General features: G+C 69.0%; 21 protein-coding genes. 11 read left to right on the plus strand and 10 right to left on the minus strand.

Annotation, left to right across the window (positions count from 1 at the left end; all coding sequences use genetic code 11):
• Positions 1–9 precede the first annotated feature (9 nt).
• Positions 10–372, minus strand: coding sequence for a cupin domain-containing protein (locus ACIA58_RS31945; RefSeq protein ID WP_396407528.1), 363 nt, complete (start codon positions 370–372; stop codon positions 10–12).
• Positions 373–504: 132 nt separating this feature from the next.
• Between ACIA58_RS31945 and ACIA58_RS31950 the strand changes: the two genes are divergently transcribed.
• A complete protein-coding gene (locus tag ACIA58_RS31950; protein ID WP_396407529.1) occupies positions 505–1,029 on the plus strand; it encodes a gamma carbonic anhydrase family protein in 525 nt (174 codons plus the stop codon).
• A 110-nt stretch (positions 1,030–1,139) separates the two neighbouring features.
• Here ACIA58_RS31950 and ACIA58_RS31955 read toward each other — a convergent pair whose 3' ends face one another.
• Positions 1,140–1,805, minus strand: coding sequence for a response regulator (locus ACIA58_RS31955; protein ID WP_396407530.1), 666 nt, complete (start codon positions 1,803–1,805; stop codon positions 1,140–1,142).
• Positions 1,802–3,454 carry an ATP-binding protein gene (locus ACIA58_RS31960; protein ID WP_396407531.1) on the minus strand — a complete coding sequence of 551 codons (1,653 nt, stop codon included), beginning with the start codon at positions 3,452–3,454 and terminating at the stop codon, positions 1,802–1,804. The genes ACIA58_RS31955 and ACIA58_RS31960 overlap by 4 nt, the downstream gene beginning before the upstream one ends.
• Before the next feature lie 188 nt (positions 3,455–3,642).
• On the opposite strand from ACIA58_RS31960, the gene ACIA58_RS31965 reads away from it, so the two are divergent.
• From ACIA58_RS31965 to ACIA58_RS31980, 4 genes are read left to right on the plus strand one after another with little or no spacing between them, the layout of a single operon-like run.
• Positions 3,643–4,644 carry a Bug family tripartite tricarboxylate transporter substrate binding protein gene (locus tag ACIA58_RS31965; RefSeq protein WP_396407532.1) on the plus strand — a complete coding sequence of 334 codons (1,002 nt, stop codon included), beginning with the start codon at positions 3,643–3,645 and terminating at the stop codon, positions 4,642–4,644.
• On the plus strand, positions 4,641–5,144 hold the full coding sequence (locus ACIA58_RS31970; protein ID WP_396407533.1) for a tripartite tricarboxylate transporter TctB family protein: 504 nt from the start codon (positions 4,641–4,643) through the stop codon (positions 5,142–5,144). Before ACIA58_RS31965 ends, ACIA58_RS31970 begins: the two co-directional genes overlap by 4 nt.
• Positions 5,144–6,646 carry a tripartite tricarboxylate transporter permease gene (locus tag ACIA58_RS31975; protein WP_396407534.1) on the plus strand — a complete coding sequence of 501 codons (1,503 nt, stop codon included), beginning with the start codon at positions 5,144–5,146 and terminating at the stop codon, positions 6,644–6,646. The genes ACIA58_RS31970 and ACIA58_RS31975 overlap by 1 nt, the downstream gene beginning before the upstream one ends.
• A 4-nt stretch (positions 6,647–6,650) precedes the next feature.
• Positions 6,651–7,085: an EVE domain-containing protein gene (locus ACIA58_RS31980; protein WP_396407535.1), complete on the plus strand. Its 435-nt coding sequence runs from the start codon at positions 6,651–6,653 to the stop codon at positions 7,083–7,085.
• Here ACIA58_RS31980 and ACIA58_RS31985 read toward each other — a convergent pair.
• Positions 7,069–7,656 carry a TetR/AcrR family transcriptional regulator gene (locus ACIA58_RS31985; protein WP_396407536.1) on the minus strand — a complete coding sequence of 196 codons (588 nt, stop codon included), beginning with the start codon at positions 7,654–7,656 and terminating at the stop codon, positions 7,069–7,071. The two genes, ACIA58_RS31980 and ACIA58_RS31985, sit on opposite strands and share 17 nt — an antisense overlap.
• Before the next feature lie 109 nt (positions 7,657–7,765).
• Here ACIA58_RS31985 and ACIA58_RS31990 point away from each other — a divergent pair, with 109 nt between their 5' ends.
• From ACIA58_RS31990 to ACIA58_RS32000, 3 genes are read left to right on the plus strand one after another with little or no spacing between them, the layout of a single operon-like run.
• Complete coding sequence (locus tag ACIA58_RS31990) at positions 7,766–8,368, plus strand: VC0807 family protein (protein WP_396407537.1); 603 nt, start codon at positions 7,766–7,768, stop codon at positions 8,366–8,368.
• Positions 8,358–9,311, plus strand: coding sequence for a hypothetical protein (locus tag ACIA58_RS31995; protein ID WP_396407538.1), 954 nt, complete (start codon positions 8,358–8,360; stop codon positions 9,309–9,311). The genes ACIA58_RS31990 and ACIA58_RS31995 overlap by 11 nt, the downstream gene beginning before the upstream one ends.
• Positions 9,312–9,332: 21 nt before the next feature.
• Positions 9,333–10,622: a winged helix-turn-helix domain-containing protein gene (locus ACIA58_RS32000; protein WP_396407539.1), complete on the plus strand. Its 1,290-nt coding sequence runs from the start codon at positions 9,333–9,335 to the stop codon at positions 10,620–10,622.
• A 3-nt stretch (positions 10,623–10,625) separates the two neighbouring features.
• On the opposite strand, the gene ACIA58_RS32005 is transcribed toward ACIA58_RS32000, so the two are convergent.
• Complete coding sequence (locus ACIA58_RS32005; RefSeq protein ID WP_396407540.1) at positions 10,626–11,084, minus strand: MarR family winged helix-turn-helix transcriptional regulator; 459 nt, start codon at positions 11,082–11,084, stop codon at positions 10,626–10,628.
• A 140-nt stretch (positions 11,085–11,224) separates the two neighbouring features.
• On the opposite strand from ACIA58_RS32005, the gene ACIA58_RS32010 reads away from it, so the two are divergent.
• Both ACIA58_RS32010 and ACIA58_RS32015 read left to right on the plus strand, forming a co-directional pair.
• Positions 11,225–12,298 (plus strand): alkene reductase, encoded by a 1,074-nt coding sequence (locus ACIA58_RS32010; RefSeq protein ID WP_396407541.1) that lies wholly within the window; start codon positions 11,225–11,227, stop codon positions 12,296–12,298.
• A gap of 19 nt (positions 12,299–12,317) precedes the next feature.
• On the plus strand, positions 12,318–13,688 hold the full coding sequence (locus tag ACIA58_RS32015) for an MFS transporter (RefSeq protein ID WP_396407542.1): 1,371 nt from the start codon (positions 12,318–12,320) through the stop codon (positions 13,686–13,688).
• On the opposite strand, the gene ACIA58_RS32020 is transcribed toward ACIA58_RS32015, so the two are convergent.
• From ACIA58_RS32020 to ACIA58_RS32035, 4 genes are read right to left on the minus strand one after another with little or no spacing between them, the layout of a single operon-like run.
• A complete protein-coding gene (locus ACIA58_RS32020) occupies positions 13,677–14,921 on the minus strand; it encodes an MFS transporter (RefSeq protein ID WP_396407543.1) in 1,245 nt (414 codons plus the stop codon). The two genes, ACIA58_RS32015 and ACIA58_RS32020, sit on opposite strands and share 12 nt — an antisense overlap.
• Positions 14,918–16,282 carry a GH1 family beta-glucosidase gene (locus ACIA58_RS32025; RefSeq protein WP_396407544.1) on the minus strand — a complete coding sequence of 455 codons (1,365 nt, stop codon included), beginning with the start codon at positions 16,280–16,282 and terminating at the stop codon, positions 14,918–14,920. Before ACIA58_RS32025 ends, ACIA58_RS32020 begins: the two co-directional genes overlap by 4 nt.
• Complete coding sequence (locus ACIA58_RS32030; RefSeq protein ID WP_396407545.1) at positions 16,272–16,862, minus strand: YbjQ family protein; 591 nt, start codon at positions 16,860–16,862, stop codon at positions 16,272–16,274. The genes ACIA58_RS32025 and ACIA58_RS32030 overlap by 11 nt, the downstream gene beginning before the upstream one ends.
• 27 nt (positions 16,863–16,889) lie before the next feature.
• The gene (locus ACIA58_RS32035) at positions 16,890–20,042 is read right to left on the minus strand and encodes a penicillin acylase family protein (protein WP_396407546.1); all 3,153 of its coding nucleotides are present in this window, start codon (positions 20,040–20,042) and stop codon (positions 16,890–16,892) included.
• A 228-nt stretch (positions 20,043–20,270) separates the two neighbouring features.
• Between ACIA58_RS32035 and ACIA58_RS32040 the strand changes: the two genes are divergently transcribed.
• The gene (locus ACIA58_RS32040) at positions 20,271–21,329 is read left to right on the plus strand and encodes an aminotransferase class V-fold PLP-dependent enzyme (RefSeq protein ID WP_396407838.1); all 1,059 of its coding nucleotides are present in this window, start codon (positions 20,271–20,273) and stop codon (positions 21,327–21,329) included.
• A 49-nt stretch (positions 21,330–21,378) separates the two neighbouring features.
• On the opposite strand, the gene ACIA58_RS32045 is transcribed toward ACIA58_RS32040, so the two are convergent.
• A complete protein-coding gene (locus tag ACIA58_RS32045; protein ID WP_396407547.1) occupies positions 21,379–23,301 on the minus strand; it encodes a DEAD/DEAH box helicase in 1,923 nt (640 codons plus the stop codon).
• Between the last annotated feature and the right edge of the window lie 98 nt (positions 23,302–23,399).

Here is a 23,399-nt window from a genome sequence, read left to right on the forward strand (position 1 = left end):
TCAGCCTGCCTATTCGAGCCACACAGTCTCGAACGTCGGGTTGGCGTGGATGTGGACTGCTTCGTAGCCACCCGGGCCGGTGCGGAACTTGTGCGGGGTCTCCGCCGGAACGACGATGATCTGACCGGCCGTGCCGACGATCTCCTCGCCGTCGACCGTGAACGTCGCCGAACCGCGGCGGATGATGAACGTCTCGGCGTACGGATGCTTGTGCAGCCGCGGCCCTGCGCCCTCCTTGGTCGTCGACTCGAGAATCAACGAGACACCAGCACCACCAGGCAGCTGGGTGTAGTTCTCGGTCCACTCCTCCCCGTCGTCCCGCCCGTCGGCCCGGTTGATCACCGCGGCCCCGGATTTCGCGATCTCCGTCATGCCACCCTCCTAGCTAGACCTTGTCACCGTAGCCTCGCCAGAGGTCCTTTCAAATCCCTTTCACCCCCGCGCACGCCAGCCTCGCGCCGATCACCGGGTTCGGCGTCGGCTGATCCGTCTAAGGTGTGGCGCATGCCGTTGTACTCGTTCGAAGGTAAGCGTCCGACCGTGCACCCGGACGCGTGGATCGCGCCGACCGCCACGCTCGTGGGAGACGTGGTCGTGGAGGCCGGGGTCTCGGTCTGGTACGGCGCGGTGATCCGGGCCGATCTGGGCACGATCACGATCCGCGCCGGGGCGAACATCCAGGACAACACCGTCATCCACGTCGGCCACAACGGCTGCGAGATCGGGCCGAACGCGACCGTCGGGCACCAATGCCTGATCCACGACTGCACGATCGGCGCGCAGGCCCTGGTCGGCAACGGCGCGATCGTCCTCGACGGCGCGGTCGTCGGCCCGCGCTCACTGGTCGCCGCCGGCTCCACGGTCACCCCGGGCGCGGTCATCCCACCGGAGTCGGTCGCGATGGGCAGCCCGGCGAAGAAGATCGTCCCGCTCGAGGGCACGGCGAAACTCTTCGTCGACCACAACGCCGCCGTCTACCACGCCCTCGCCGAGCGCCACGCCGCCACGGTCGAGCTGGTCGAGGAGTAGCCGCGTGATCTGCATTTCGACAGGAGGTGTCCCACGGGATCGGGGCCGCGGTCGAAGTGTTGAGCGTGTCGCTCGCCCGCTCGGGACGATACCTCTTGTCGAGATGCAGGTCAGCTTCTCCAGTGGTAGCGGCGTTCGGGGCGGCCGGTGGTGCCGTACCGCAGGGTTACCTGGGCCTGGCCCTGGGTGCAGAGGAACTCGAGGTAGCGGCGTGCGCTGACGCGGGAGATGCCTACTTTTTCGGCGCATTCGGCCGCGGAGAGGTTGTCGGGTGTGGTGCGGAGCGCAGCGGTGACCAGGTCGGTGGTCTCCTGACTGAGGCCCTTGGGTAGGCGGTTGACGCTCGGCCGGGCGGGAGCGAGGACCCGGTCGACGTCGGCCTGGGAGGTGACCTGGTCTGGGACGCTGGCGCGGCGGCGGGCGTACTCCTGCAGTCGGGCCCGCAGATCCTCGAAGCCGAAGGGTTTCAGCAGGTAGTTCACGACCCCTTGGCGTACGGCGCCCCGGACCGCGTCGGCCTCGCGCGCCGCGGTGATGACGAGGATGTCGACGTCCGGCTGTACGGCGCGCATGCGGCCGATCAGCTCGATGCCGAACACGTCCGGAAGATAGAGATCGAGCAGCACCAGATCGGGGCGGAGCCCGGACAGCGCCGCGACGGCCTGGTCGCCGGAGTTCGCCGTACCGACGACTTCGAAGCCGTCGACCCGGTCCACGAATCCGCGGTGGATACGGGCGACCATGAAGTCGTCGTCGACGACGAGGACCGTGATCATCGGGCTCCTTCGGGCGTGCGCTGGGCGGACATCCGGGCGACGAACGCCGCGCCGCCGTCGGCGATGTTGGTGACGGCGACCTCGCCGCCGCGCCGGCGGCAGATCAGCCGGGTCATCGCCAGCCCGATCCCGCGCTCGCCCTCGGCCGCCGCCTTGGTGGTGAAGCCGTGCGCGAACACCTCCTGCGCCAGCTCGGGCGCCACCCCGGGACCGGAGTCGCGGACCACGATCTCCACACTCGACGCGTCCTGCCGCAGTTCGACCTCGACCCAGGCGGGCGACAGCGGCGTACCGGACTGCGCGGCCGCGTCGATCGCGTTGTCGACGAGATTGCCGACCACGGTCGCCACGTCCGCGGACAGCGCCGGGTCGAGCCGGAGCAGGGTCGTACGCTCGGACACCCGGAGCTCGACGCGGCGTTCGGCCGCGAGCGAGGACTTCGCCATCAGCAGGGCGGCGACCGCGGTGTCGTGGACCCGCCGGGTCACGGTCAGGTCGAGCGATTCACGATAACGGTTGAGCGCACCGACGTACGTGACGACCTCGTCGTACTCCCCGATCTGGATCAAGCCCGAGATCGTGTGCAGCTGGTTCGCGAACTCGTGCGTCTGCGCCCGGAGCAGCTCGGCGGACGAACGGAACGAGCCGAGCTCCCGCTCGAGCTGCGCCAGCTCGGTCCGGTCCCGCAGCGTCGTCACCGACCCGAGCGACCGTCCGTCCTTCAGGACCTCCATCCGGTTCATCACGAGCACCCGCCCACGCCGTACGACGACCGCGTCGCGCGCCTCGTCCTCGCCGGAAAGCACCTCGCGCAGCCGGCCCTCGATGCCGAGATCGTCCAGACTGCGGCCGACCGCACTCGAAGGCAGGTCGAGCAGCCGGCGGCCGACGTCGTTCACCAGCGTGACGCGCAGCTGGGGGTCCAAGGCAACGACTCCCTCGGCCAGCCCGTACAGCATCGCCTCCCGGTGCTCGGCCAGCCCCGCGATCTCACGCGGCTCGAGCCCGAGCGTCTGCCGCTTGATCCGGCGGGCCAGCAACCACGACCCGAGCAGCCCGAGCACACAGGCGATGCCGAGATAAATGGCCAGGTACGACGATGCGCCGCGCAAGCGCTGCCAGATCGACGGGGCCCGTTCACCGACCATCACGGTGCCGATGTGATCGCCGAGGGTCCCGTCCGGCCGGCCGGCCGAATCGGTGCCCTGGCTGAGCACCGGGACCTGCGAGACCAGCTCTTTCCCGTCGGCCAGCCGCAACTCACCGGACCAGCCCCGACCTTGCGCCACCCAGGGATTACCGAGCGTCAATGAACTGCCGATGGTGGTGGGGTTCGTGGCCGCGATGATCCGGCCCTGGGCGTCGGCGACGGTGATCGAGGTGATGCCGGACTGCGTCAATGTTGTCTGGAGCAACGGTGCGAGGACCTCGGCCGGCGCGGGATGCCGGATGCCGAACCGCAGCGTCTGGTTGCCGGACAGCTGCTCGGCGAGCGCGGTCACCCGACGGCCCTCGACCCGGTTGAACGTGGCGGCGGACTGGGCCAGCGAGACCGCGGCGACGGCGACCAGCACCACGACCACGATCGCCAGCTGCAGCACCAGCAGCTGCCCGGCGAGCGTGGGCCGCCGCCCGAGTCGTACCGCCATGTTCACCTCCTTCTGGTTCCACGAGCCTTGCCGCATGATCACCGGTCGGGCCCTCAAGTGCCACACTTCACCCAGGTTGAGCCTGTGACCACAATGAACTCAACCACCGCTGCGGCCACAACGCAGACGCGCCAACCGTCGGAGGGCCACGATCGTCGGCACTTGATCCCCACCGAAAGGACTCCGCCATGAGGTCCAGTCTCCTGGCCGCCACGGCACTGCTCGCCGTGCTCGGCCTGACGGCCTGCGGTGCGACCGCGGAGAAGAACGGCACGTCCAACTCCGGCAGCGGCAAGCCGGCCACCGGCCTGCGGCTGATGGTGCCGAACGCGGCCGGCGGCGGGTACGACACCACCGCCCGGGTCGCCGCGAAGGTGATGGAGGACGCCAAGATCGCGACCGGCGTGCAGGTGTTCAACCTGCCCGGCGCCGGCGGAACGGTCGGCCTGCAGCGGATCGTGAACGAGAAGGGCAACGGCAAGCTCGCCATGCAGATGGGGCTCGGCGTGGTCGGGGCGACGTACACCTCGAAGTCGAAGGCGACGCTCACCCAGACCACCCCGATCGCCAAGATGATCGAGGAGGCCGGCGCGATCGTGGTGCCGAAGGACTCGCCGTACAAGACGATCGGCGACCTGGTCACCGCCTGGAAGGCCAACCCGAAGGGGATGGCGGTCGGCGGCGGCTCGTCGCCGGGCGGACCGGACCACCTGCTGCCGATGCAGCTCGCGCAGGCGGTCGGCATCAACCCGAAGGACGTCAACTTCGTCTCGTACGACGGCGGCGGCGAGCTGCTGCCCGCGCTGCTGGGGAGCAAGATCGCCTTCGGGGCCAGCGGATTCGGCGAGTTCCTCGACCAGGTCCAGAGCGGTCAGGTGCGAGTGCTCGCGGTGACCAGCGAGAAGCCGATCGAGGCGCTGAAGGAGGTGCCGACGCTGAAGGGTTCCGGCATCGACCTGGTGTTCACGAACTGGCGCGGGATCGTCGCGCCGCCGGGGATCAGCGACGAGGACAAGAAGGTCTGGATCGACGCGCTGACCAAGATGCACGACTCCGCCGAGTGGAAGTCCGAGCTGGACAAGCACGGCTGGACGGACGCGTTCGTGACCGGTGACGAGTTCGGCAAGTTCCTCACCGACCAGGACAAGGCCGTCGCCGACATCCTGACCAAGCTGGGTCTGGCGGCATGAGCGAGGCCGCTGTCAGGCGGCCGGATCGTGCGCAGTACGGAGTGTGCGGGTTCCTGGCGGTGGTCGGCGTCCTGGTGATCGTCGACGCCGCCCGGCTCCAGCACATTGCCAACAGCAACGATCCGATCGGCCCGAAGCCGGTGCCGATCGCGCTCGGCGGACTGCTGCTCGTCGTCGCCGTGCTGTACGCCGTGGACGTCGCCCGCGGCGGGACCGGAGAGGCCGAGGAAGGCGAGGACGTGGACGTGACGTCCGCCGTCGACTGGCGCACCGTGCTGCTGCTGATCGCCGCGTTCGTGGTCAACCTGGCGCTGATCGAGCCGCTGGGCTGGGTGATCAGCGGGACCCTGCTGTTCTGGGGATCCGCGTTCGCGCTCGGCAGCCGGCACCACTTCCGCAACCTGTTCATCGCCGTCGCGCTGGCGCTGATCACGTTCTACGGCTTCGCGATCGGGCTGGGCGTCGGCCTGCCCGCCGGCGTACTGCAAGGGATCTTGTGATGGACCTACTTCAGGGATTCGCAGATGTCCTGACACCCATCAATCTGCTGCTTGCGTTGCTCGGCGTCACCGTCGGTACGGCGGTCGGCGTGCTGCCGGGGATCGGGCCGGCGATGACGGTCGCGCTGCTGTTGCCGATCACGTACGGTCTCGAGCCGGTGCAGGCGTTCATCATGTTCGCCGGCATCTTCTACGGCGGCATGTACGGCGGCTCGACCACGTCCATCCTGTTGAACACGCCAGGCGAGTCGTCATCGGTGGTGACGGCGATCGAGGGCAACAAGATGGCGCGCGCCGGGAGGGCCGCACAGGCGCTGGCGACGGCGGCGATCGGGTCGTTCGTGGCCGGCACGATCGGGACGTTGCTGCTGGTGCTGGTCGCGCCGCAGGTGGTGAAGTTCGCGATCAGCCTCGGTGCGCCGGACTACCTGGCGATCATGCTGCTCGCGTTCGCCGGCGCTACGTCGGTGCTCGGATCGTCCCGGATCCGTGGGTTCGCGGCGCTACTGCTCGGGCTCGTGATCGGGCTGGTCGGGATCGACAAGGTCACCGGCCAGCAGCGGCTCACGTTCGGCGTGCCGCAGCTTGCCGACGGCATCGATGTCGTCGTGGTTGCCGTTGGCATCTTCGCGGTCGGCGAGGCGCTCTGGGTCGCGGCGCACCTGCGGCGGAACCCGGGCACGGTGATCCCGGTCGGCCGGCCGTGGATGGGCAAGTCGGACTGGCGCCGTTCGTGGAAGCCGTGGCTGCGCGGGACGGCGTTCGGGTTCCCGATCGGCGCGCTGCCGGCCGGCGGCGCGGAGATCCCGACCTTCCTGTCGTACGCCACGGAGAAGAAGCTGTCCAAGCATCCGGAGGAGTTCGGGCACGGCGCGATCGAGGGCGTGGCCGGTCCGGAGGCCGCGAACAACGCGTCGGCCGCCGGGACGTTGGTGCCGATGCTCGCCCTCGGTCTGCCGACGAACGCGACGGCGGCGGTGATGCTGGCCGCGTTCACGTCGTACGGCATCCAGCCCGGGCCGTTGCTGTTCCAGCGCGAGCCGAAGCTGGTGTGGGCGCTGATCGCCAGCCTGTTCATCGGCAACCTGATGCTGCTGCTGCTCAACCTGCCGCTGGCGCCGGCGTGGGCGAAGCTGCTGCAGATCCCGCGGCCGTACCTGTACGCCGGGATCATCTTCTTCGCCTCGATGGGCGCGTACGCCGTGAACGCGCAGCCGCTCGACCTGTTGCTGCTTCTGATGCTCGGGCTGCTCGGTTTCGGGATGCGCCGGTTCGGTCTGCCGGTGCTGCCGTTGATCATCGGCGTGATCCTCGGCCCGATCGCCGAACGGCAGGCGCGGATGGCGCTGCAGTTGTCCAACGGCGATGCGTCCGGGCTGATCGGCGGGCCGGTGTCCTACGTGATCTACGCGGCGATCCTGCTGATGATCGCGTGGCCGTTGCTCGCCAAGCTGCGCCGCAGAATCATGACGAAAGATGTCGTATATTCCGGCCGACAGTAGAGGCATGACGGTTCTACAGCGCGCCTGGCTGGGTGTGGTCTCCGCGGACCACACCCGGCGGGCGGTCGAAGGCGGTTTCATCCAGCTCAACCACGGCAAGCGGTACGGCGTCGCGCGACTGCGTCAGGGGGACGGGTTCGCGATCTACTCCCCGTCCGAGCGGTACGGCGAGAAGCAGCCGCTCCGCGCGTTCACCGCCCTCGGCATGGTCGCCGACGCCGAGCCGTACCAGGCTGAACCGATGGACATGGGCTCGCACGGCACCGTCCAGCCGTGGCGCCGACGGATCGAGTTCCTGCCCGTACGTCGCGCGGATCTCCGCGCGGTCGACCTCGAACTGACCGACCAGCCGAACTGGGGCTACCAGCTCCGCCGCGGCCTGGTCCCCCTGACGCCGAAGGACTTCGAGACCCTTCGCGCCGTCATGACGTCCGCGTAGCCAGCGGGACGAAGACCTCGTCGACGATCTCGGCGAGGACGTCGGCGGAGACTGCGGTCGCGCCGTTGAGGGCGTACTCGTTGCGGAGCAGGTCGACGGCGACCGTGGCCACGCGTGGAGTCAGCGCCGCCTGGCCGACCTCACCGCGGCCCGCGGCGCGGGCCAGGACGGTCAGCCAGTGGGAGACGCCGGCGCGGGCGACCTGGTCGCGGAGCTCACGCATCCGCTCGGGGTCGGAGTGGATGTCGGCGAGGAGCTGGCGGAGGATGCGACCGACCGGCGAGGACATGCGGTCGTTGGCGCGCGTGAGCAGCGCGAGCGCGTCACCGCGGAGCGAGCCGGTGTCGGGGGTTTGGTCGGGACCGGTCGGGAGCATGTGCCGGTACGCCGCGATACAGAGCGCGGCCCGACTCGGCCAGCGGCGGTAGATCACGTTCTTCGCCGTGCCGGCCCGGGTGGCGACATTGTCCATCGTCAGCTCGCGGTACCCGACCTCGGTCAGCTCGTCGACCGCCGCCCGCAGGATCGCCTCCTCCAGCGCGGCGCCCCGCCGGCGTGTCCCCTGTGTCACGCAGCCTCCTCTGAGAGATACCCAGAGTATCCCATGACATTCGGCCTATTTCAGCGCTCCGAAACCTTCTTAAGCTACTAGCAGTATCTTAACTGAAGGGATTCGGATCATGCGTAAGCTCCTCATCGGCCTGCTCTGGGACATCGGGCTGCCGGCCGTGGTGTACTACGGCGCGCACGCCGCCGGGTACGACGTACAGACCTCGCTCATCGCCGCCGGAGTCGCGGCCCTGCTCCGCGTAGCGTTCGTCGCGGCGGTCCACCGGCGCCTCGACGCCATCGCGGCCGTCGTCGGCGGCACCTTCGCACTCCTCCTCACGATCTCGCTGCTCACCAACGATCCGCGCATCCTGCTGGCCAAGGAGTCCGTGCTCTCCGGCGCCGCCGGCCTGCTCCTGGTCGGCTCCTGCGTGCTCGGTCGCCCACTTGTCTTCACCCTGGCCCGCAAGGTCACCAAGGCTCCCGACTGGGACGACCGCTGGCGAACCGACCCGTCGTTCCGCAAGCACTTCACCCTGATGACAGCACTGTTCGGCACGGTCCTGCTGATCGACGCGATCGTCCGGCTGGTGCTGGTCTACTCACTGCCGCTCGACACCATGGCCAACCTCTCGCCGGTCCTTCACGTCGGAGCACTCGGCCTCCTCGCCGCTTGCGCCTTCTGGCTCCGCGGCCGCCGTCGCAACCTCCCGGAGAGCACCCATGCGCGGTAAGGGCATCAACTACGACACCGGCGCACAGTTTCCCGCCCGGTGGACCAGGACCGACTTCGACTCCGCGACCGTGCGACGTGAGTTGACCGTCATCGCGGACGAGCTGCACTGCACCGCCGTACGCATCTCCGGCAGCGATCCGGTCAGGCTGACGATCGCCGCCGAGCATGCGGCGGCACTGGGTCTCGAGGTCTGGCTCTCGCCCTTTCCTTGTGAGCTGACCGCGGCGGAGATGCTGCCGTTGTTCGAGGAGTGCGCCGCGCGCGCCGAGAGCATCCGGCAGACGGGGGCTGACGTCAGGTTGATCGCCGGCGGCGAGCTGAGCATCTTCGCCCACGGCTTCCTCCCCGGCGACAACCTGCTCGAACGCAGCGCCGCGATCCGCGAGTCGCACAACGCCGTGCCGCCTCGCCTGAACGCCTTCCTGGGCGAGGCCACAGACGCCGTACGCCGGAAGTTCGGTGGGCCGATCACCTACGCGTCATTGCCGTTCGAGCAGGTGGACTGGACGCCGTTCGACTACGTCGCGTCCGACGCGTACCGATCCGCGCACAACGCGGCGACCTTCCGGGAGGAGATCCGGGCGCTGCATCGGCACGGGCTGCCGGTGGTGATCACGGAGTTCGGCTACTGCACGTATCGCGGCGCCTCCGCCGACGGCGGGCGCGGCTGGATGATCGTCGACCGCGGCACCTGGACGATCAACGGCGACTACATCCGCGACGAGGAGGAGCAAGCGACGTACTTCCGTGAACTCGTTGAAGTCTTCGACGAGGAGAGTGTCGACACCGCCTTCTGGTTCACCTACGCCGGCTACAACTTCACCGAGCACCTGGACCTGGCGTCGTACGGCGTTGTCCGCCTCGGCACGGATGGCGCCTGGAGGCCCAAGGCCGTCTTTCACGCTCTCAGCACGGCGTACGCCGCGATGGTCGCGACCTAGTGTCTGGCTATGGTTCGGGGTATGGCGGCCGTGGGTGATGAGGTCTCGGTTGAGGTTGCGCGACGGCTTTCCCTGAATGCGCAGGGGTTCGCGGACGGGCGTCCCAAGCGGGGTGACGTGCGGGCGATGCGCCGGGCGATCGCGCAGGCCGGCGTACTCCAACTGGATTCCGTCAACGTGCTGTGCCGGTCGCATTATCTGCCGGTGTTCGCGCGGGTGGGCAACTATTCGCGGGCGGCGCTCGACAAGTTGGCGTGGGGCGACGACCGCGAGCTGTTCGAGTACTTCTGGGGGCACAAGGCGGCGCTCATCCCGCTCACGGCGTACCCGTTGATGCGGTGGCGGATGCGGGCGGCGGAGCGGCAGGTGTGGGACGAGGAACTGAGCCCGGAGGTGACCGCGCCCTGGTCGGTCGTCGCGGGGATGCGCCGGCTGACCGCGGAGCGGCCAGGGTACGTCGACCAAGTGCTCGAACTGATCACCGAGAAAGGCCCGTTGACCGCGGGCGAGGCGAGCCCGGACGGCGTACGACGCAAGCGCGCCGACCCCCACCCCGATCCGAGCACTGGCCGGATGTGGAACTGGCAGGACGCGAAGATCGCGATCGAGTACTTGTTCTGCACGGGCCAGGTGACGATCGCGGGCCGTCGGCACTTCGAGCGGATCTACGACCTGACCGAGCGCGTCCTGCCCGCCGACGTACTCTCCGCACCCGAGCTCACGGCCGACGAAGCTCGTCGCGAACTGGTCCGGATCGCGGCGCGCGGGCTCGGCATCGCCACCGCCAAGGAGCTCTGCGGCTCCGGCCAGGGCCACTTCCCGTTGCCAACGGCAACCGCTCGCGAGGTGATCGGCGAACTGACCGAGACCGGCGAACTGATCCCGGTGCGCGTCGAAGGGATCAGCCGGCAGAGCTACCGCTGGCATGAGGCGAAGGATCGCCCGGTCGACGCCCAGGCCTTGCTCTCCCCCTTCGATCCACTGATCTGGAACCGAGACCGCACCCATCACCTGTTCGACTTCTTCTACCGGATCAGCATCTACACGCCAGCCCCACAACGGATCCACGGGTACTACGTACTCCCATTCCTGCTGGGCGACCTCCTCGTGGCCCGAGTAGACCTCAAAGCCGATCGCCGAACCTCCACCCTCGTGGTCCCGACCCTCACCCTCGAGCCCGACGCCCCGGACTGCACCGCCCCATTGGCGGCCGAGCTCCACCTGATGGCGACCTGGCTCGGCCTCGGCCACATCGAGGTGACCGCCACCAGCCCTCTCGGCCGCTCCGTCGCTCGAGCAGTCGCCAGCTGATGACTACGCCGGCGGCGCGGCGGCGCGGGTGAGGCTGTCTTCGATGCGCTGAAGCACCACGAGCGCTTCGGCTTGTTCGGTCGGGGTCAGGTCGCCGACCGCACTCTCTTCCAGTTGGGCCCAGATGCGTTCGACCTCGTGGCGCACCGACTGGCTGGCCGGGGTGGGTTCGACGACGGTGGCGCGCTTGTCGGTCTCGCTCGGCTTGACCCGCACGAAGCCGGCCTGCTCGAGGCGCCGGACGGTCCGCGTCATCGCGGCGGAGTCGGAGCCGAGTGTCCGGACGAGCTCCGTCTGGCTCTGCGAGCCGCGCTCCCACAGCTGCATCATCACCAGCTCCTGCCCGAGGCGCAGGCCGACGCGGCGCAGCAGTTGCGCGGCGATCATCCGGTGCAGGCGGGCCACCCGGACGATGGCGTTGGTCAGTGGTTCGGCCGGCATCGACGCGGGCTGAGAGTTCACCTCACCGAGTATAGCTGTTCAAGCAGCCACTGGCGGGGCCACCTCCAACTAAAGGCCTTTCCGCAGGCAGCAGCCGTGCATGTGAGCTGAATCACAGCGAATGCCGGAATCACTTCCTGCATTTACCTGTTCGAACAGGTATGTCAATCGCATTCGACTCCTACCAGCTGGGCGGCCAACGCCTGGCCAACCGCATCGCGATGGCCCCGATGACTCGCAGCCGTGCCTACGGGCCCGGCGCCAGCCCGACGACACAGACCGCGGAGTACTACGCGCAGCGGGCCGGCGCGGGCCTGATCGTCACTGAAGGCACTCAGCCTTCGCCCGTGGGTCAGGGCTATCCCGACACTCCCGGTCTGCACACCGCTGAGCAGACCGCGGCCTGGCGAACCGTGACCGACGCCGTACACCAGGCCGATGGCGTGATCTACGCACAACTCCTGCACACCGGCCGCATCGGGCACCCGAGCTTGCTCCCCGCGGGCCTGCATCCGGTCGCTCCCTCCGCGGTGGCCGCCCGCGGACAGGTCTTCACCCACGACGGACCCCACGACTTCGTCGCACCGAAGGAACTGACCGGACCGGAGATCTCCCGGACCATCGACGACTTCGCCGCGGCCGCGCGCAACGCGATGGCGGCCGGATTCGACGGGGTCGAACTGCACGGCGGCAACGGGTATCTGATCCACCAGTTCCTGGCGCCGAACACCAACCGACGGCGCGACGGCTGGGGCGGTCCGGCCACGGGGCGCGTCCGCTTCGGCGTCGAGGTGGCTACCGCGGTGGCCGACGCGATCGGCGCCGGCAAGCTCGGGTTCCGCATCTCGCCCGGCGTTCCGAACAACGACATCGCCGAGGACGACGCGGAGACGACGTACGACACGCTGATCGAGCAGCTCGCCCCGCTGGAGCTGAGCTACCTGCACCTCATGGAGGGCCCGGACCGCGACCTGACCAACCGCCTCCGCAAGCAGTGGCCGACCACGTTCATCCTCAATCCCCACACCGCGGCGGAACCCACCGGGCCAGAGGCGCTGGGACTCGTCGACGACGGTACGGCGGACCTGATCTCCTTCGGGGCACTGTTCCTCGCCAACCCCGACCTACCCGCCCGCCTCGCCGCTGAGGGTCCGTACAACCGGCCCGACCGAACCACGTTCTACGGCGGCGATCACCGCGGCTACACCGACTACCCGACGCTCGCCGACCACTGAGCTCGAAAGGTACTTCGACATGTCTGCAATCTCGTCGTCGACACTCAAGCGATCCACCTGGGCAGTGCTGGCACTCGCCTGCGTCAGCCAGTTCATGGTGATCCTCGACGCGTCGATCGTGAACGTCGCCCTACCGTCGGTCCAGCGGGATCTGGGCTTCACCGTCAGCGGTCTCGCCTGGGTGGTGAACGGCTACCTGCTGACCTTCGCCGGCTTCATGCTGCTCGGTGGCCGCGCCGCCGACCTCTTCGGCCAACGCCGGGTGCTGGTCGCCGGTCTCTTCCTGTTCTCGGCGTCGAGCCTGCTGGCCGGCCTCGCCTCGACTCCGGGGGTCCTGGTGGCTGCCCGGGTCGTACAGGGAGTTGGGGCCGCGATGCTGGCCCCGGCGACGCTGGCCGTGATCAACACCCACTTCACTGCCGAGCGCGAGCGGGCCCGGGCGTTCGGCGCCTGGTCCGCCGCGGGCGGCGTGGGCGGGATGGCCGGCGCGGTAGCAGGCGGAGCCATCACAACCGGTCTCTCCTGGCGCTGGGTGTTCTTGATCAACGTGCCGATCGGCGCGGTGCTGATCGGCGCAGCCGTGATGTCACTGGCAGGCGCCCGAGCGAGCCGACGGGAGTCGCTCGACCTCGTCGGTGCGGTCACCGGCACCGCGGGGCTGGCGGCCCTGATCTACGGCGTCATGCAGAGCGCCGATCATGGCTGGACCTCCTTGCGGGTCGTCGGGCCGGGCGCGGTGGGTCTGCTCCTGCTCGCGATCTTCATCGGGGTCGAGGCACGGGTCGCCACCCGCCCGATGATGCCGCTGCGCCTGTTCAGCATCCGGAAAGTAGCCGTCGGCAACGGCATGCTCCTGTTGTTCGGAGCGATCGCCATCGCCATGTGGTACTTCACCTCGCTGTACCTGCAGGACATCCTCGGCTACAGCGCCCTGCGGTCCGGGCTCGGGCAGACTCCCGCGGCGGTGACGTTCGTGATCGTCGCACGACTGGCTGCCGCACTGCTGCCGCGCACCGGCGTACGCCCGCTGATCCTGGCCGGAAGCACCTGTTTCCTGATCGGCTTCGGCTGGCTCGCCCAGGCCGGCGCCGACAGCGGGTACGTCGCCGACGTGCTCGGGCCGACGCTGCTCATCGCGATCGGCATCGGGCTGACCTTTCCAACCCTCATGGCCGCAGTGACCGCCGACGTAGCCGAAGGAGATGCGGGCATAGTCGGTGGCCTGGCCAACACCGCCAGTCAGGTCGGCGGATCCGTCGGCCTGGCAGTGCTCACGACCATTGCCAACGGCAATAGTTCGACGGGGTACGACCGGGTCTTCCTCGTCGCTGCCGGGCTCGGGGTGGGCATCGCGCTGGTCAGCGCACTGTTGCCGCGGTCAATCGACTGAGCGGATCTGGCGGACAAGTACGCCGGCCAGGACTGTGACTGCGGAGGCGAGGAGGTAGAGGACTGGGTAGCCACCGAGGTGTTTGACGATCGGGGCGGCGATTGCGGGAGCCAGGACCTGTGGCAGTGAGTTGGCGATGTTGATGACGCCGAGGTCCTTCCCGCGGTCACGCGCGCTCGGCAGGACCTGGGTGAGCAGGGCGAAGTCGACGGACAGGTACACGCCGAAGCCGGCGCCGAGGATGATCGCGCCGGTGATCGCGCCCGGCCAGGTCGGCCAGACCGCCAGCACGACACCGGCGACCGCCATCACCCAGCCGGAGGCGGTGACGAAGACCTTGCGGCGCTCGGAGCGGTCCGACCAGCGGCCGGAGCTGATCGCGGTCGCCAGCACGCACACGCTGTAGATCGCCGTCAGGATCAGTACGCCGGTGTCCGGATCGTCGACTCCGACCTCGTCCTGCAGGTAGTAGAAGAGGTACAACGTCCCCAACGCATTGCCCACGTTGAACAGGAACCGGGTCAGCCAAGCCCAGCCGAAGTCCGGGTACTGCCGCGGGCTGATCCAGAAGCCGTGAAGGAAGTCGCGCAGCACGAACGCCGGCCGTTCGGCCAGTTGTACGTCGTGGCTGCGCAACAGGTACGGCACGACCGACAACACCAGGAACGCCGCGCAGGCGACGTACCCGAGGGCGTAGTTGTCGAAGGCGGCTGCCAGCGCGGTGCCGACCAGCGCGCCGAGGACCTGGGAGATTGCCACCCAGCCGCCGACACCGCCGCGTTGGAGGACCGGGACGCGATCCGGGACGACGGCGGTGGCCGCCGCGAGCAGCGCGTTGCCGAACAGTTGCATCAAGCACCACCCGAGCAGCATCAACGCGATCAGGTGCGCACCGGCCAGGATGCCCAGTCCGACCGCACCGCCGAGCGCGCCGGCCACCACCCACGGCACCCGCCGGCCGAAGCGTGACGTGGTCCGGTCGGAGATCGCGCCGAAGGCCGGGTTCGCGAACACCGAGACCGCCGCGCCGACCCCGGTCACCAACCCGAACACGAACTCCTTGTTGCCCGGAGCAACCGATTCCGACTGCTTCGCGAGCAGCACCTGGATCGGTCCGAGCCAGGCGGCGAACACCCCGACGTTCGCCAGTACGACGGCCGCGGTCCAGCCGGGGCGGACCCGGACGGTCGGCTCCGCCAGCGCCGACGGCACCACGCCCGGCTCGGGAATCATCGCCGGCTCTGAGAGATCACGTCCCGCAACCAGTGGTACGACGCTTTCGGCGTCCGCTCCTGCGTCTCGAAGTCGACGTGCACCAGCCCGAACCGCTGCGAATACCCGGCCGCCCACTCGAAGTTGTCGAGCAACGACCACTGGAAATACCCGCGGACGTCGATCCCGTCGTCGATCGCGGCCTTGAGCGACCGCAGATATCCGTCCAGGTACGAGATCCGCCGCTGATCGTCCACGACCCCGTCGACCGGCTCGTCGTTGATCGCGCAGCCGTTCTCGGTGATGTAGATCGGTGGCAGCCGGTCGCCGTACCGCTCCTTGAAGATCCGCAGGATCTCGCCGAACGCGTCCGGCACCACCGGCCAACCGAAGTCGGTCGTGGGGTAGCCGGTGAGCTGACGTGGCTCGAACGGCAGGCCGGGCGGAAGCAACACCCCGTCGGTCGCCGCGGTGTCGGCCTGACCGGTCGCGACGCCGACCGAGGCCGGCGCGTAGTGGTTGATGCCGAAGAAGTCCAGCGGCGTCGAGATGATCGCCAAGTCGTCGGCGACCGGGCCGGGCATCGCGTCGCCCATGCCGTTCGGGTACTCGCCGAGCAGGATCGGGTCGGCGAACAGCCAGTTGATCAGGTTGTCGTACAGCGCGGCCGCTTCCTTGTCCTCCGCGCTGTCACTGGCAGGCCAGGTCGGCGCGTGGTTGCTGGCGATGCCGATCTGCGTAGCACCGGCCGCTCGAAGCGCCTGCACCGCGCGGCCGTGCGCGAGCAGCTGATGATGCGCGACCGGCAGCGCGTCGAACAGCAACTCCTTGCCCGGAGCGTGGGCGCCGAGCGAGTAACCCATCAGCGTCAGCACCATCGGCTCGTTGATCGTGATCCACATCGGCACCCGGTCCGCGAAGCGGGCACCGACCAGAGCGGCGTACTCCGCGAAGCGGTCGGTGATGTCGCGCGACAGCCAACCGCCGGCGTCCTCGAGCGGCTGCGGGGTGTCCCAGTGGTACAGCGTCGGCGCCGGCTGGATCCCGGCGCCGAGCAGCGTGTCGATCAGCCGGTCGTAGAAGTCCAGGCCGGCCGCGTTCCCCGGTCCGCTCCCCGACGGCTGGATGCGCGGCCAGGCGAACGAGAACCGGTAGGTGTCCACCCCGAGCTCCCGCATCAGCGCGACGTCCTCGGCGTACCGGTGGTAGTGATCGCAGGCGAGGGCGCCGGTGTCGCCGTTCAGGATCTTGCCGGGCTCGGCGCAGAACGTGTCCCAGGTGGAAGCGCCGCGACCGCCCTCGGCCACGGCGCCCTCGATCTGGTACGCCGACGTCGAGACCCCCCACTTGAATCCGGGCGGAAACGAAAGCTCAGCTGTCATTCGCATCATCCTCATCAGGGGTGGTGTCCTGCGGCCGCGGGGCCTCGACCTTGTGCACGATCACGGCCGTGCCGTACGCCGCCACCTCGCTCATGGTCTGAGCGATCTCGTTGCAGTCGAACCGCATCGCGAGGATCGCGTTGGCGCCCATCTGTTGCGCCATCTGGCACATCCGCATCACCGCGACGTGCCGCGACTCGGCCAGCATCTGGGTGTACTCCGGCACCTCTCCACCGCCCAGCGACCGGAAGCTCGCGGTGAAGTTCGACCCGAAGTCACGGCTCCGTACGGTCAGCCCGAACACCTCGCCGAACACCTTGTCCGCGGTGTACCCGGGCAGGTCGTTCATCGTCGAGACCAGCACCGGGTACGGCGAACCCTGCGGCGCGACATGCGGCGCGCTCTGCTGGGCCGGCTGGTAGTTGCCCGGCGCCTGGCCGTACCCGGGCTGCTGCCCGTACCCCTGCGGCGGCGGTCCCTGCTGGTACCCCGGGGGCGGCCCCTGGTACCCGGGCGGCGGGCCCTGCTGGTAGCCCTGCTGCGGCGGGAACGGCTGGTTCGGAGGAAAGTTCTGGTTCATGCCCTCATCCTGACAGGCCTGGGGGCATCACCATCTGAACACCTGGAGCTCATACAGCGAATACCCGTACGCCGTCGCACGCTGGGTCCCGGTGACCCGCACGTACCGCGCCGGCGTGGCCGCGAACCGCACCACGTCCTCGCCGCCGTTCCCGGTCGTCGTCGCGTAGACCTGTTGCCACGTCGTCCCGTCCCGGGAGACCTCGACCTTGTACGACTTCCCGTACGCCGTCTCCCAGTCGAGCACCACCCGGCGTACCGTCTGCTCGTTGCCGAGGTCAACCTTCAGCCACTGCGGATCCGACCAGTCACTCGCCCACCTGGTGTCCGGCTTCCCGTCCACCGCCTGCGCCGGCGGCGAGTTGTACCACCCGGTCTCGTAACTGCTCGCCGTCGCCGTCTTCCCGACCGCGAGGTTGGCGACGTCGTCACCCCGCCGCGCCGGGAACTCGACCACCTGCTGGTACGTCGGCCGGTTGACCCACGCGATCCGGTCCTGCGTGATGCCGCCCATCGGCTGATGCGCGATCTGGTCCGCACAGAACTGGTCGCCCGCCACGCAGTCCGCGGTCGCCGGGTACGTCGTCGCGGCCGGCGCCTTGGTTGCCGCGAGCAATGTTTCCGTCAAGGTCGTGCGACAGGCGGCGAGCGATCCGCTGCCGCAGTAGGTCACCGGTTGCGATGCCTTCACCGGGTCGCCGAGGACCTTGCGCATGTCCCGCTGGACGAAACCCCACCAGCCGCTCTGGAACGACGAGCCCTGGGCGCTCGGTCGCTCGTCGATCTTGAGGTTCGCGACCAGTGCGCCGTAGAGATCGGGTCCGAGATCCTTGAACTCGGCGGGAACGAGCAGCGGCCACCAGGCATCCAGGACGCGGATGGCGTCGGCGTTGTCGTAGGTCTTCGACGACGCGTTCGGGGTCTTGCGGTGGGCGCCGGCCTGTTGCCAGGCGGTCAGCTCGGCGACGGCGTCGGCCACGGCCGGATCAGTGATCGGGGCGCTCTTCAGCACGCGGAGTAGATAGGGCAGAACCTGGTCGCCGCGCAGGTCGACCGTGGCCGCGTCCTCCATCGCCTCGACCAGCTTGCCGCGGGTGAACTTCTGTCCACTGTTGATGACCGCCTTGATCCGGTCGTCGAGCGGCTGGCTGCGGTAGACCGCGTTGTACCCCCATTGCCCGTCCGACGCGGAGTACCCCGGTGCCTGCTTGTTGTTCCAGCTGGTCAGGTAGTCCTGGTTCACGACCTGCGGATGCTGGGCGGGCGGAGTGTAGGTCGCGCGGTTCGTGTCCGGGTTCCAGCCCTGCCACTCGTACGAGCTCCAGGTCGGCAGGTTCGGGTCGGCGCCGGCCGCGCGCACCGGGTTGTCGCCGGAGTTGAAGTACGCGATCGAGTCCTTGTCGGTGTAGAACCAGTTGAACGTGTACCCGATGTTCGCGGCGGCCTTCTGGAAGTCCGCGGCCGAGTGGATCCGGTCCGGGTCGTTCAACTGCATGAAGCCGAGCGCCGACCCGGCCTCGTTGCCGTACGTCGACCTGTTCTTCGTGAACAGCACCGGTTTGCCGCCGACCGTCCCACGATGGGTGACGATGCCGTACTTGGTGCGCAGGGCAACCAACGTGTACGACCCGGCCGGCTCCGACGAGCCGAGGCTGGAGTACCACGCGTTGTGCCGCTCGAGCCGCTCGATCGGGACACACTCCCCGCGGAACTCGTAGTACTGCGAGTTCTTCGTCGGGGTCCCGCCGCTCGGCTCACACAGCGGTACGGCGAAGGTGTCGGTGATGTCCTGGCCCGCCGACGTGGCGCTCCACGAGTAGTCGGGGCCGCGGCCGATGAGCGTGTAGAAGTTGAGGCCGGCGAAGGCGATGCCGCGCGAACTGACACCCGGGCCCTGGAGCTCCTGGCGCATCAGCAGTTGCGGCGCGAAGTACCCGGTCTGCGGGCCGTAGACCGCGATCGGGTTGCCGCTCTGCGTGTGCGCGCCGGAGACCACCAGCGCATTCGACATCGCCTTCTTGCCGAAGCTCTCCGGGAACAGGCCGTCGTCGAAGATCCCCTTGAGTGAGTCCGAGCCCTTGGGCGCGGGTTTGGCCGCCGCGGTCTTGTTCGCGGTCTGGTCGATCACCTCGGGCTCGGCCGTGACCGATCCACGGTCGGGCATCGCGCGGCCTGCTGGGCTCGGACCGGTCGTGCCGTACGGGAAGGAGGTGCCGTTGTGCACCGTCGTACTGGCCTCGGGGTCGTTCTGGGAGCGGAACGACTCCCAGACTTTGGTGCCTTGGGCAACGCCGTACTTCGCTTGTGCTTCGAGCAATGCGAGCGCGGACGTGACCTCCGCCCCGCCGCCGGTGCCGAAGATGCCGGCGACAACGGCCGCGGTGGCGACGACGTCGGTCACCGTCCAGTGCGGAGTCGGCCACTGCAGACCGAGCGCGACGTACTCACCGGGGTACGCGATGCCGACCGTGTCGATGTAGTGGTTGACGCCGTCCACCCAGGCCTGGATGTCCTGCTGCATCTTCACGCCGTCGGCGCCGTACAGCTCGTCGGCGTCGTCGAACTGCCGTTGGAGATCGGCTTCGGTGTACGGCGCGGTGCGCCAGAACTCCTGCTCGAACTCGCGGTTCGCCGCCGCGCCACCCGCGAACGGGGTCAGCTGGCCGCGACCGAGGTGACGGAACACGTCCATCACGAACAGCCGGTCCTGCGCCCCGGCGTACCCGGAGCCGAACATCGTGCCGAGCCGCGTGGTACCGGTGATGTGCGGGATGCCGCGCGACTTGTCCCGCACGATCGTGACGTCGCTGCGCGGATGGATCGTGCTTGCCACGTCGTCCGGTTTCACCCCGAACGACGAGTCGTCGTAGTACGGCGCGAGGCCGTCGTCGGTGATGCCCTGGGAGTTCCAGACCAGGTCCTGATAGGGCTTGACCGTGTCGCTGAAATGGGCCGGTCTGATCCCCAACGCCTTGAAAGCAAGGAGATCCGTGAAGGTCGCGTTGCCGTTCTGACCCGGCGGCAGGATGTCACGACATTGCTCGAGGCAATAGTCCGTCGGGCTCGCGGCAACGGCTTGTGGGCTCGCCTGCGTCGGCGCCGGAAGGGCGGCGAACACGGCGGTGACGGCAGCGGCGGCGATCGTGATGCGAAGGCGGGTTCGGAGTGCGGGGCGGGGCACGGTTCCCTCCTCAGGTCGGGTAAAAGTGAGAATGACTCACCAGTAGCATTCGGGTCAAGAACTCACGTCCACACTCTCGCCAATTGCTGTCCGTGACCACTACGCTCAGCTCACCATGACAATCTCTCCATCAACGAGCGGAGCGAGTTGATGCAAGGGGACAGGGCGCACAACGCTCAGGGCAGGCTGGAGCGAAGCGGAAGCCTGTTCGAGCGTTATCGCTTGAGTGTGGTGATCAACGCCAAGGGGACGTTCACCCCGCTCGGGGTGTCCCGGAGTTCCGACGGGGTGGCGGAGGCTGTCGCACAGGCACTGCCCGAATTCTTCGTGATGGACGAGCTCGGCGACCGCGCCAGCGAGGCCATCGCACAGGTAACCGGAGCCCAGGCCGGCGCGGTCGTGCACTGCACCGCGGCCGGCATCACCCTCGCGGTCGCGGCAACGATGACCGGCGGCGACCCACGGCGTATCGCAGCGTTGCCAGACGCAACGGATATGCACAACCGGGTGGTGCTGCCGGCCTGCCAGGTGATCGACTACGGACACACCAACCTGCAGGGGATCCGGCTCGCCGGCGCGCAGGTCGACCTGGCCGGCGACGAGAACGGCTGCACCATCGCCGACCTCGAGGACGAGCTCGACGGACCGGATGTGGCGTGCCTGATGCTGGTCGCGTCCCGGCTGACCCGCGGCGAGCCGATCGACCTCGTCGCCGCGATCCGGGCCGCGCATCGTCGCGGCGTACCGGCGATCGTCGACGCGGCCGCGCAGTTCCCGCGGATCGCGGACCTGCTGGCAACGGGCGCGGATCTGGTGCTGGTGAGCGGGCAGAAGTACCTCGGCTCGCCGACGGCCGGACTGGTCGCGGGGACCTGGCCGCTCGTGCAGGCGGTTCGGGCCCAGGAGAAGGGCATCGGGCGGGTGATGAAGCCGACGAAGGAAGCGATCGTCGGCGTACTCGCGGCGCTGGAGGAGTGGCAGGCGTTCGACCGGGTCAAGTGGGAGGCGGACGAGCTCGCAAAGGTCGACGCGTTCGTCGACGCGGCGTCCCGGATCCCGGACGTGACCGCCGAGGTGGTCAAGGACCCGACCGGCCTGCAGGTTTCGCGCGTCCTGCTCAAGGTGGCCGACGCGAAGCGTGTCGCCACCGAGCTCGAGGCCGGCACGCCGTCGATCTACGTGATGACAGATCGCATGGCCGAGGGCGAACTCATGCTCGAGCTGATCCCACTGGACGCCGAGGAGATCGCCACCGTCCTGGCGCGGCTGTGGGCCGTCCTGACATGAGTCGGCCCTGATCCCCCTTGTTTTCCAGGGAGATCAGGGCCGTCCGCACTCAGTGCTGGTAGGACTTTCCGTCGGTACGGCGCGGGCCGTTGCGGCGGGGACCGCCGCTGCCGCCGTGACCGCGACCCGGACGGCTGCTGCCGCCGAACCGCTTGCCGCCCTTGGCGAACCGCTGCGGCTTCGGGGCCGGCAGCTTCACCGGGTACCCCGACGGCTTGGTGCCGCCGGTCAGCTCAGTGACCAGCTCGTCACCCGGACGGGCGCGAACCGGCTCGGCCTTGACGCCGGCGGTCTCGGCCATCCGCATCATCCCGCGCCGCTGGTGCGGCAGGACGAGCGTGACGACGGCGCCCTTGCCCCCGGCCCGCGCCGTACGACCGGCGCGGTGCAGGTAGTCCTTGTGCTCGGCCGGCGGGTCAGCCTGAACCACCAGGCCGACGTCGTCGACGTGGATGCCGCGGGCCGCGACATCGGTTGCCACGAGCACCGGTACCGAACCGTCCTTGAACTGGTCCAGCGTCCGGTTCCGGACACCCTGGGTCAGGCCGCCGTGCAGCGCCGCGGCCATCACGCCACGGTCGCGCAGCTGGGTCGCGATCCGGTCGGCGCCCAGTTTGGTCCGGACGAATACGATGGTCCGGCCGTCCCGGCTGGCGAGCTCGGCGGTCAGCGACTGCTTGTGACCCGGCTCGATCACCAACAGGTGGTGCTCCATCGTGCTCACCGACGCCTGGCCGGACTCGGTCGAGTGCTGCACCGGGTCCTTCAGGTAGGTCTTCACGATCTTGTCGACGTCGTTGTCCAGCGTCGCCGAGAACAGCAGGCGCTGACCTTCCGGCGGCGTCATGTCCAGCAGCGTGGTGACAGCCGGCATGAAGCCCATGTCGCACATGTGGTCGGCCTCGTCGAGCACCGCGACCTCGACGGCGCCGAGGTCGGCCGCACCCTGCTCGCACAGGTCGATCAGGCGGCCCGGGGTGGCGATCAGCAGGTCGACACCACGACGGAGCGCGTCGATCTGCTTCGGGTACGGAAGACCGCCGGCGATCAGCTTGAGTGACACGTTCATCACGTGCGCGAGCGGCTCGAGGGCGTCGTGCACCTGCATCGCGAGCTCACGGGTCGGGACCAGGATCATCCCGCGCGGACGGCGCGACTCGGTGTGTCCGCCGGCCAGCCGCATCAGCGTCGGGAGACCGAAGCCGAGGGTCTTGCCGGAGCCGGTCTGGCCGCGGCCGAGCACGTCCCGGCCGGCCAGCGCGTCCGGGATGGTCGCGGTCTGGATCGGGAACGGCGCGGTGATGCCGTCGCGGGCCAGCCGCTGCACCAGCCGCGGCGCGATCCCGAGCGCGGCGAACTGGTTGTCATCGGCAACAGTGCCGAGGTCCACGACCGGCTCTTCGCGGCGGGGCTGCTCCTCGCGGCGGGCTTCCTGCGACGGACGCCGCACGAACGGCTTGTCGTCGCGGTTGAAGCGCGGACGCTCGGTCCGGTCGCCCCGGTCGCGGTCGTCGCGCCGGTACGACCCACGGTCGTCGCGGTTGAAACGCGGACGCTCGGTCCGGTCACTTTGCGCACGGTCGTCGCGACGGAACGCCGGACGCTCGTCGCGGTTGTTGTACTGCGGCCGGTCGTCCCGGTTGTAACGCGGGCGCTCGTCGCGGTTGTCGTACTGCGGGCGGTCGTCACGGCGGGCCGGACGGTCGTCGCGGTTGTACTGCGGACGGTCGTCGCGGTTGCGGTTCTCGTAGCGGGGGCGCTCGGTGCGGTCGCTACGGTCGTCGGTGCGCTGGCCGCGGTCCGGGCGGGGCTGCTCGGAGCGGTAGCCCTTGACCGGCTTGTCCTCGCGCGGTGCGTCGTACGAGGCGTTCGCGGCGAGGCGCTCGCCGTACGACTGGTTCTGGTACTTCTTGTGCCGGGGCTTCTTGGCCCGCCCGTCGGCGGACTCGTCGTGCTGGTGGTGCTGGGTCACGCAAACTCTCTCTCGGATTCACGGACGAATGGCGCCGGATCGCAGCCGCAACGAAGGTCCGGTCACGAAAACGGGACCGGACAACGTGCTCAGCAGGA

The organism is Kribbella sp. NPDC051586 (genome assembly GCF_044453965.1).
Taxonomy (GTDB): Bacteria; Actinomycetota; Actinomycetes; order Propionibacteriales; family Kribbellaceae; genus Kribbella.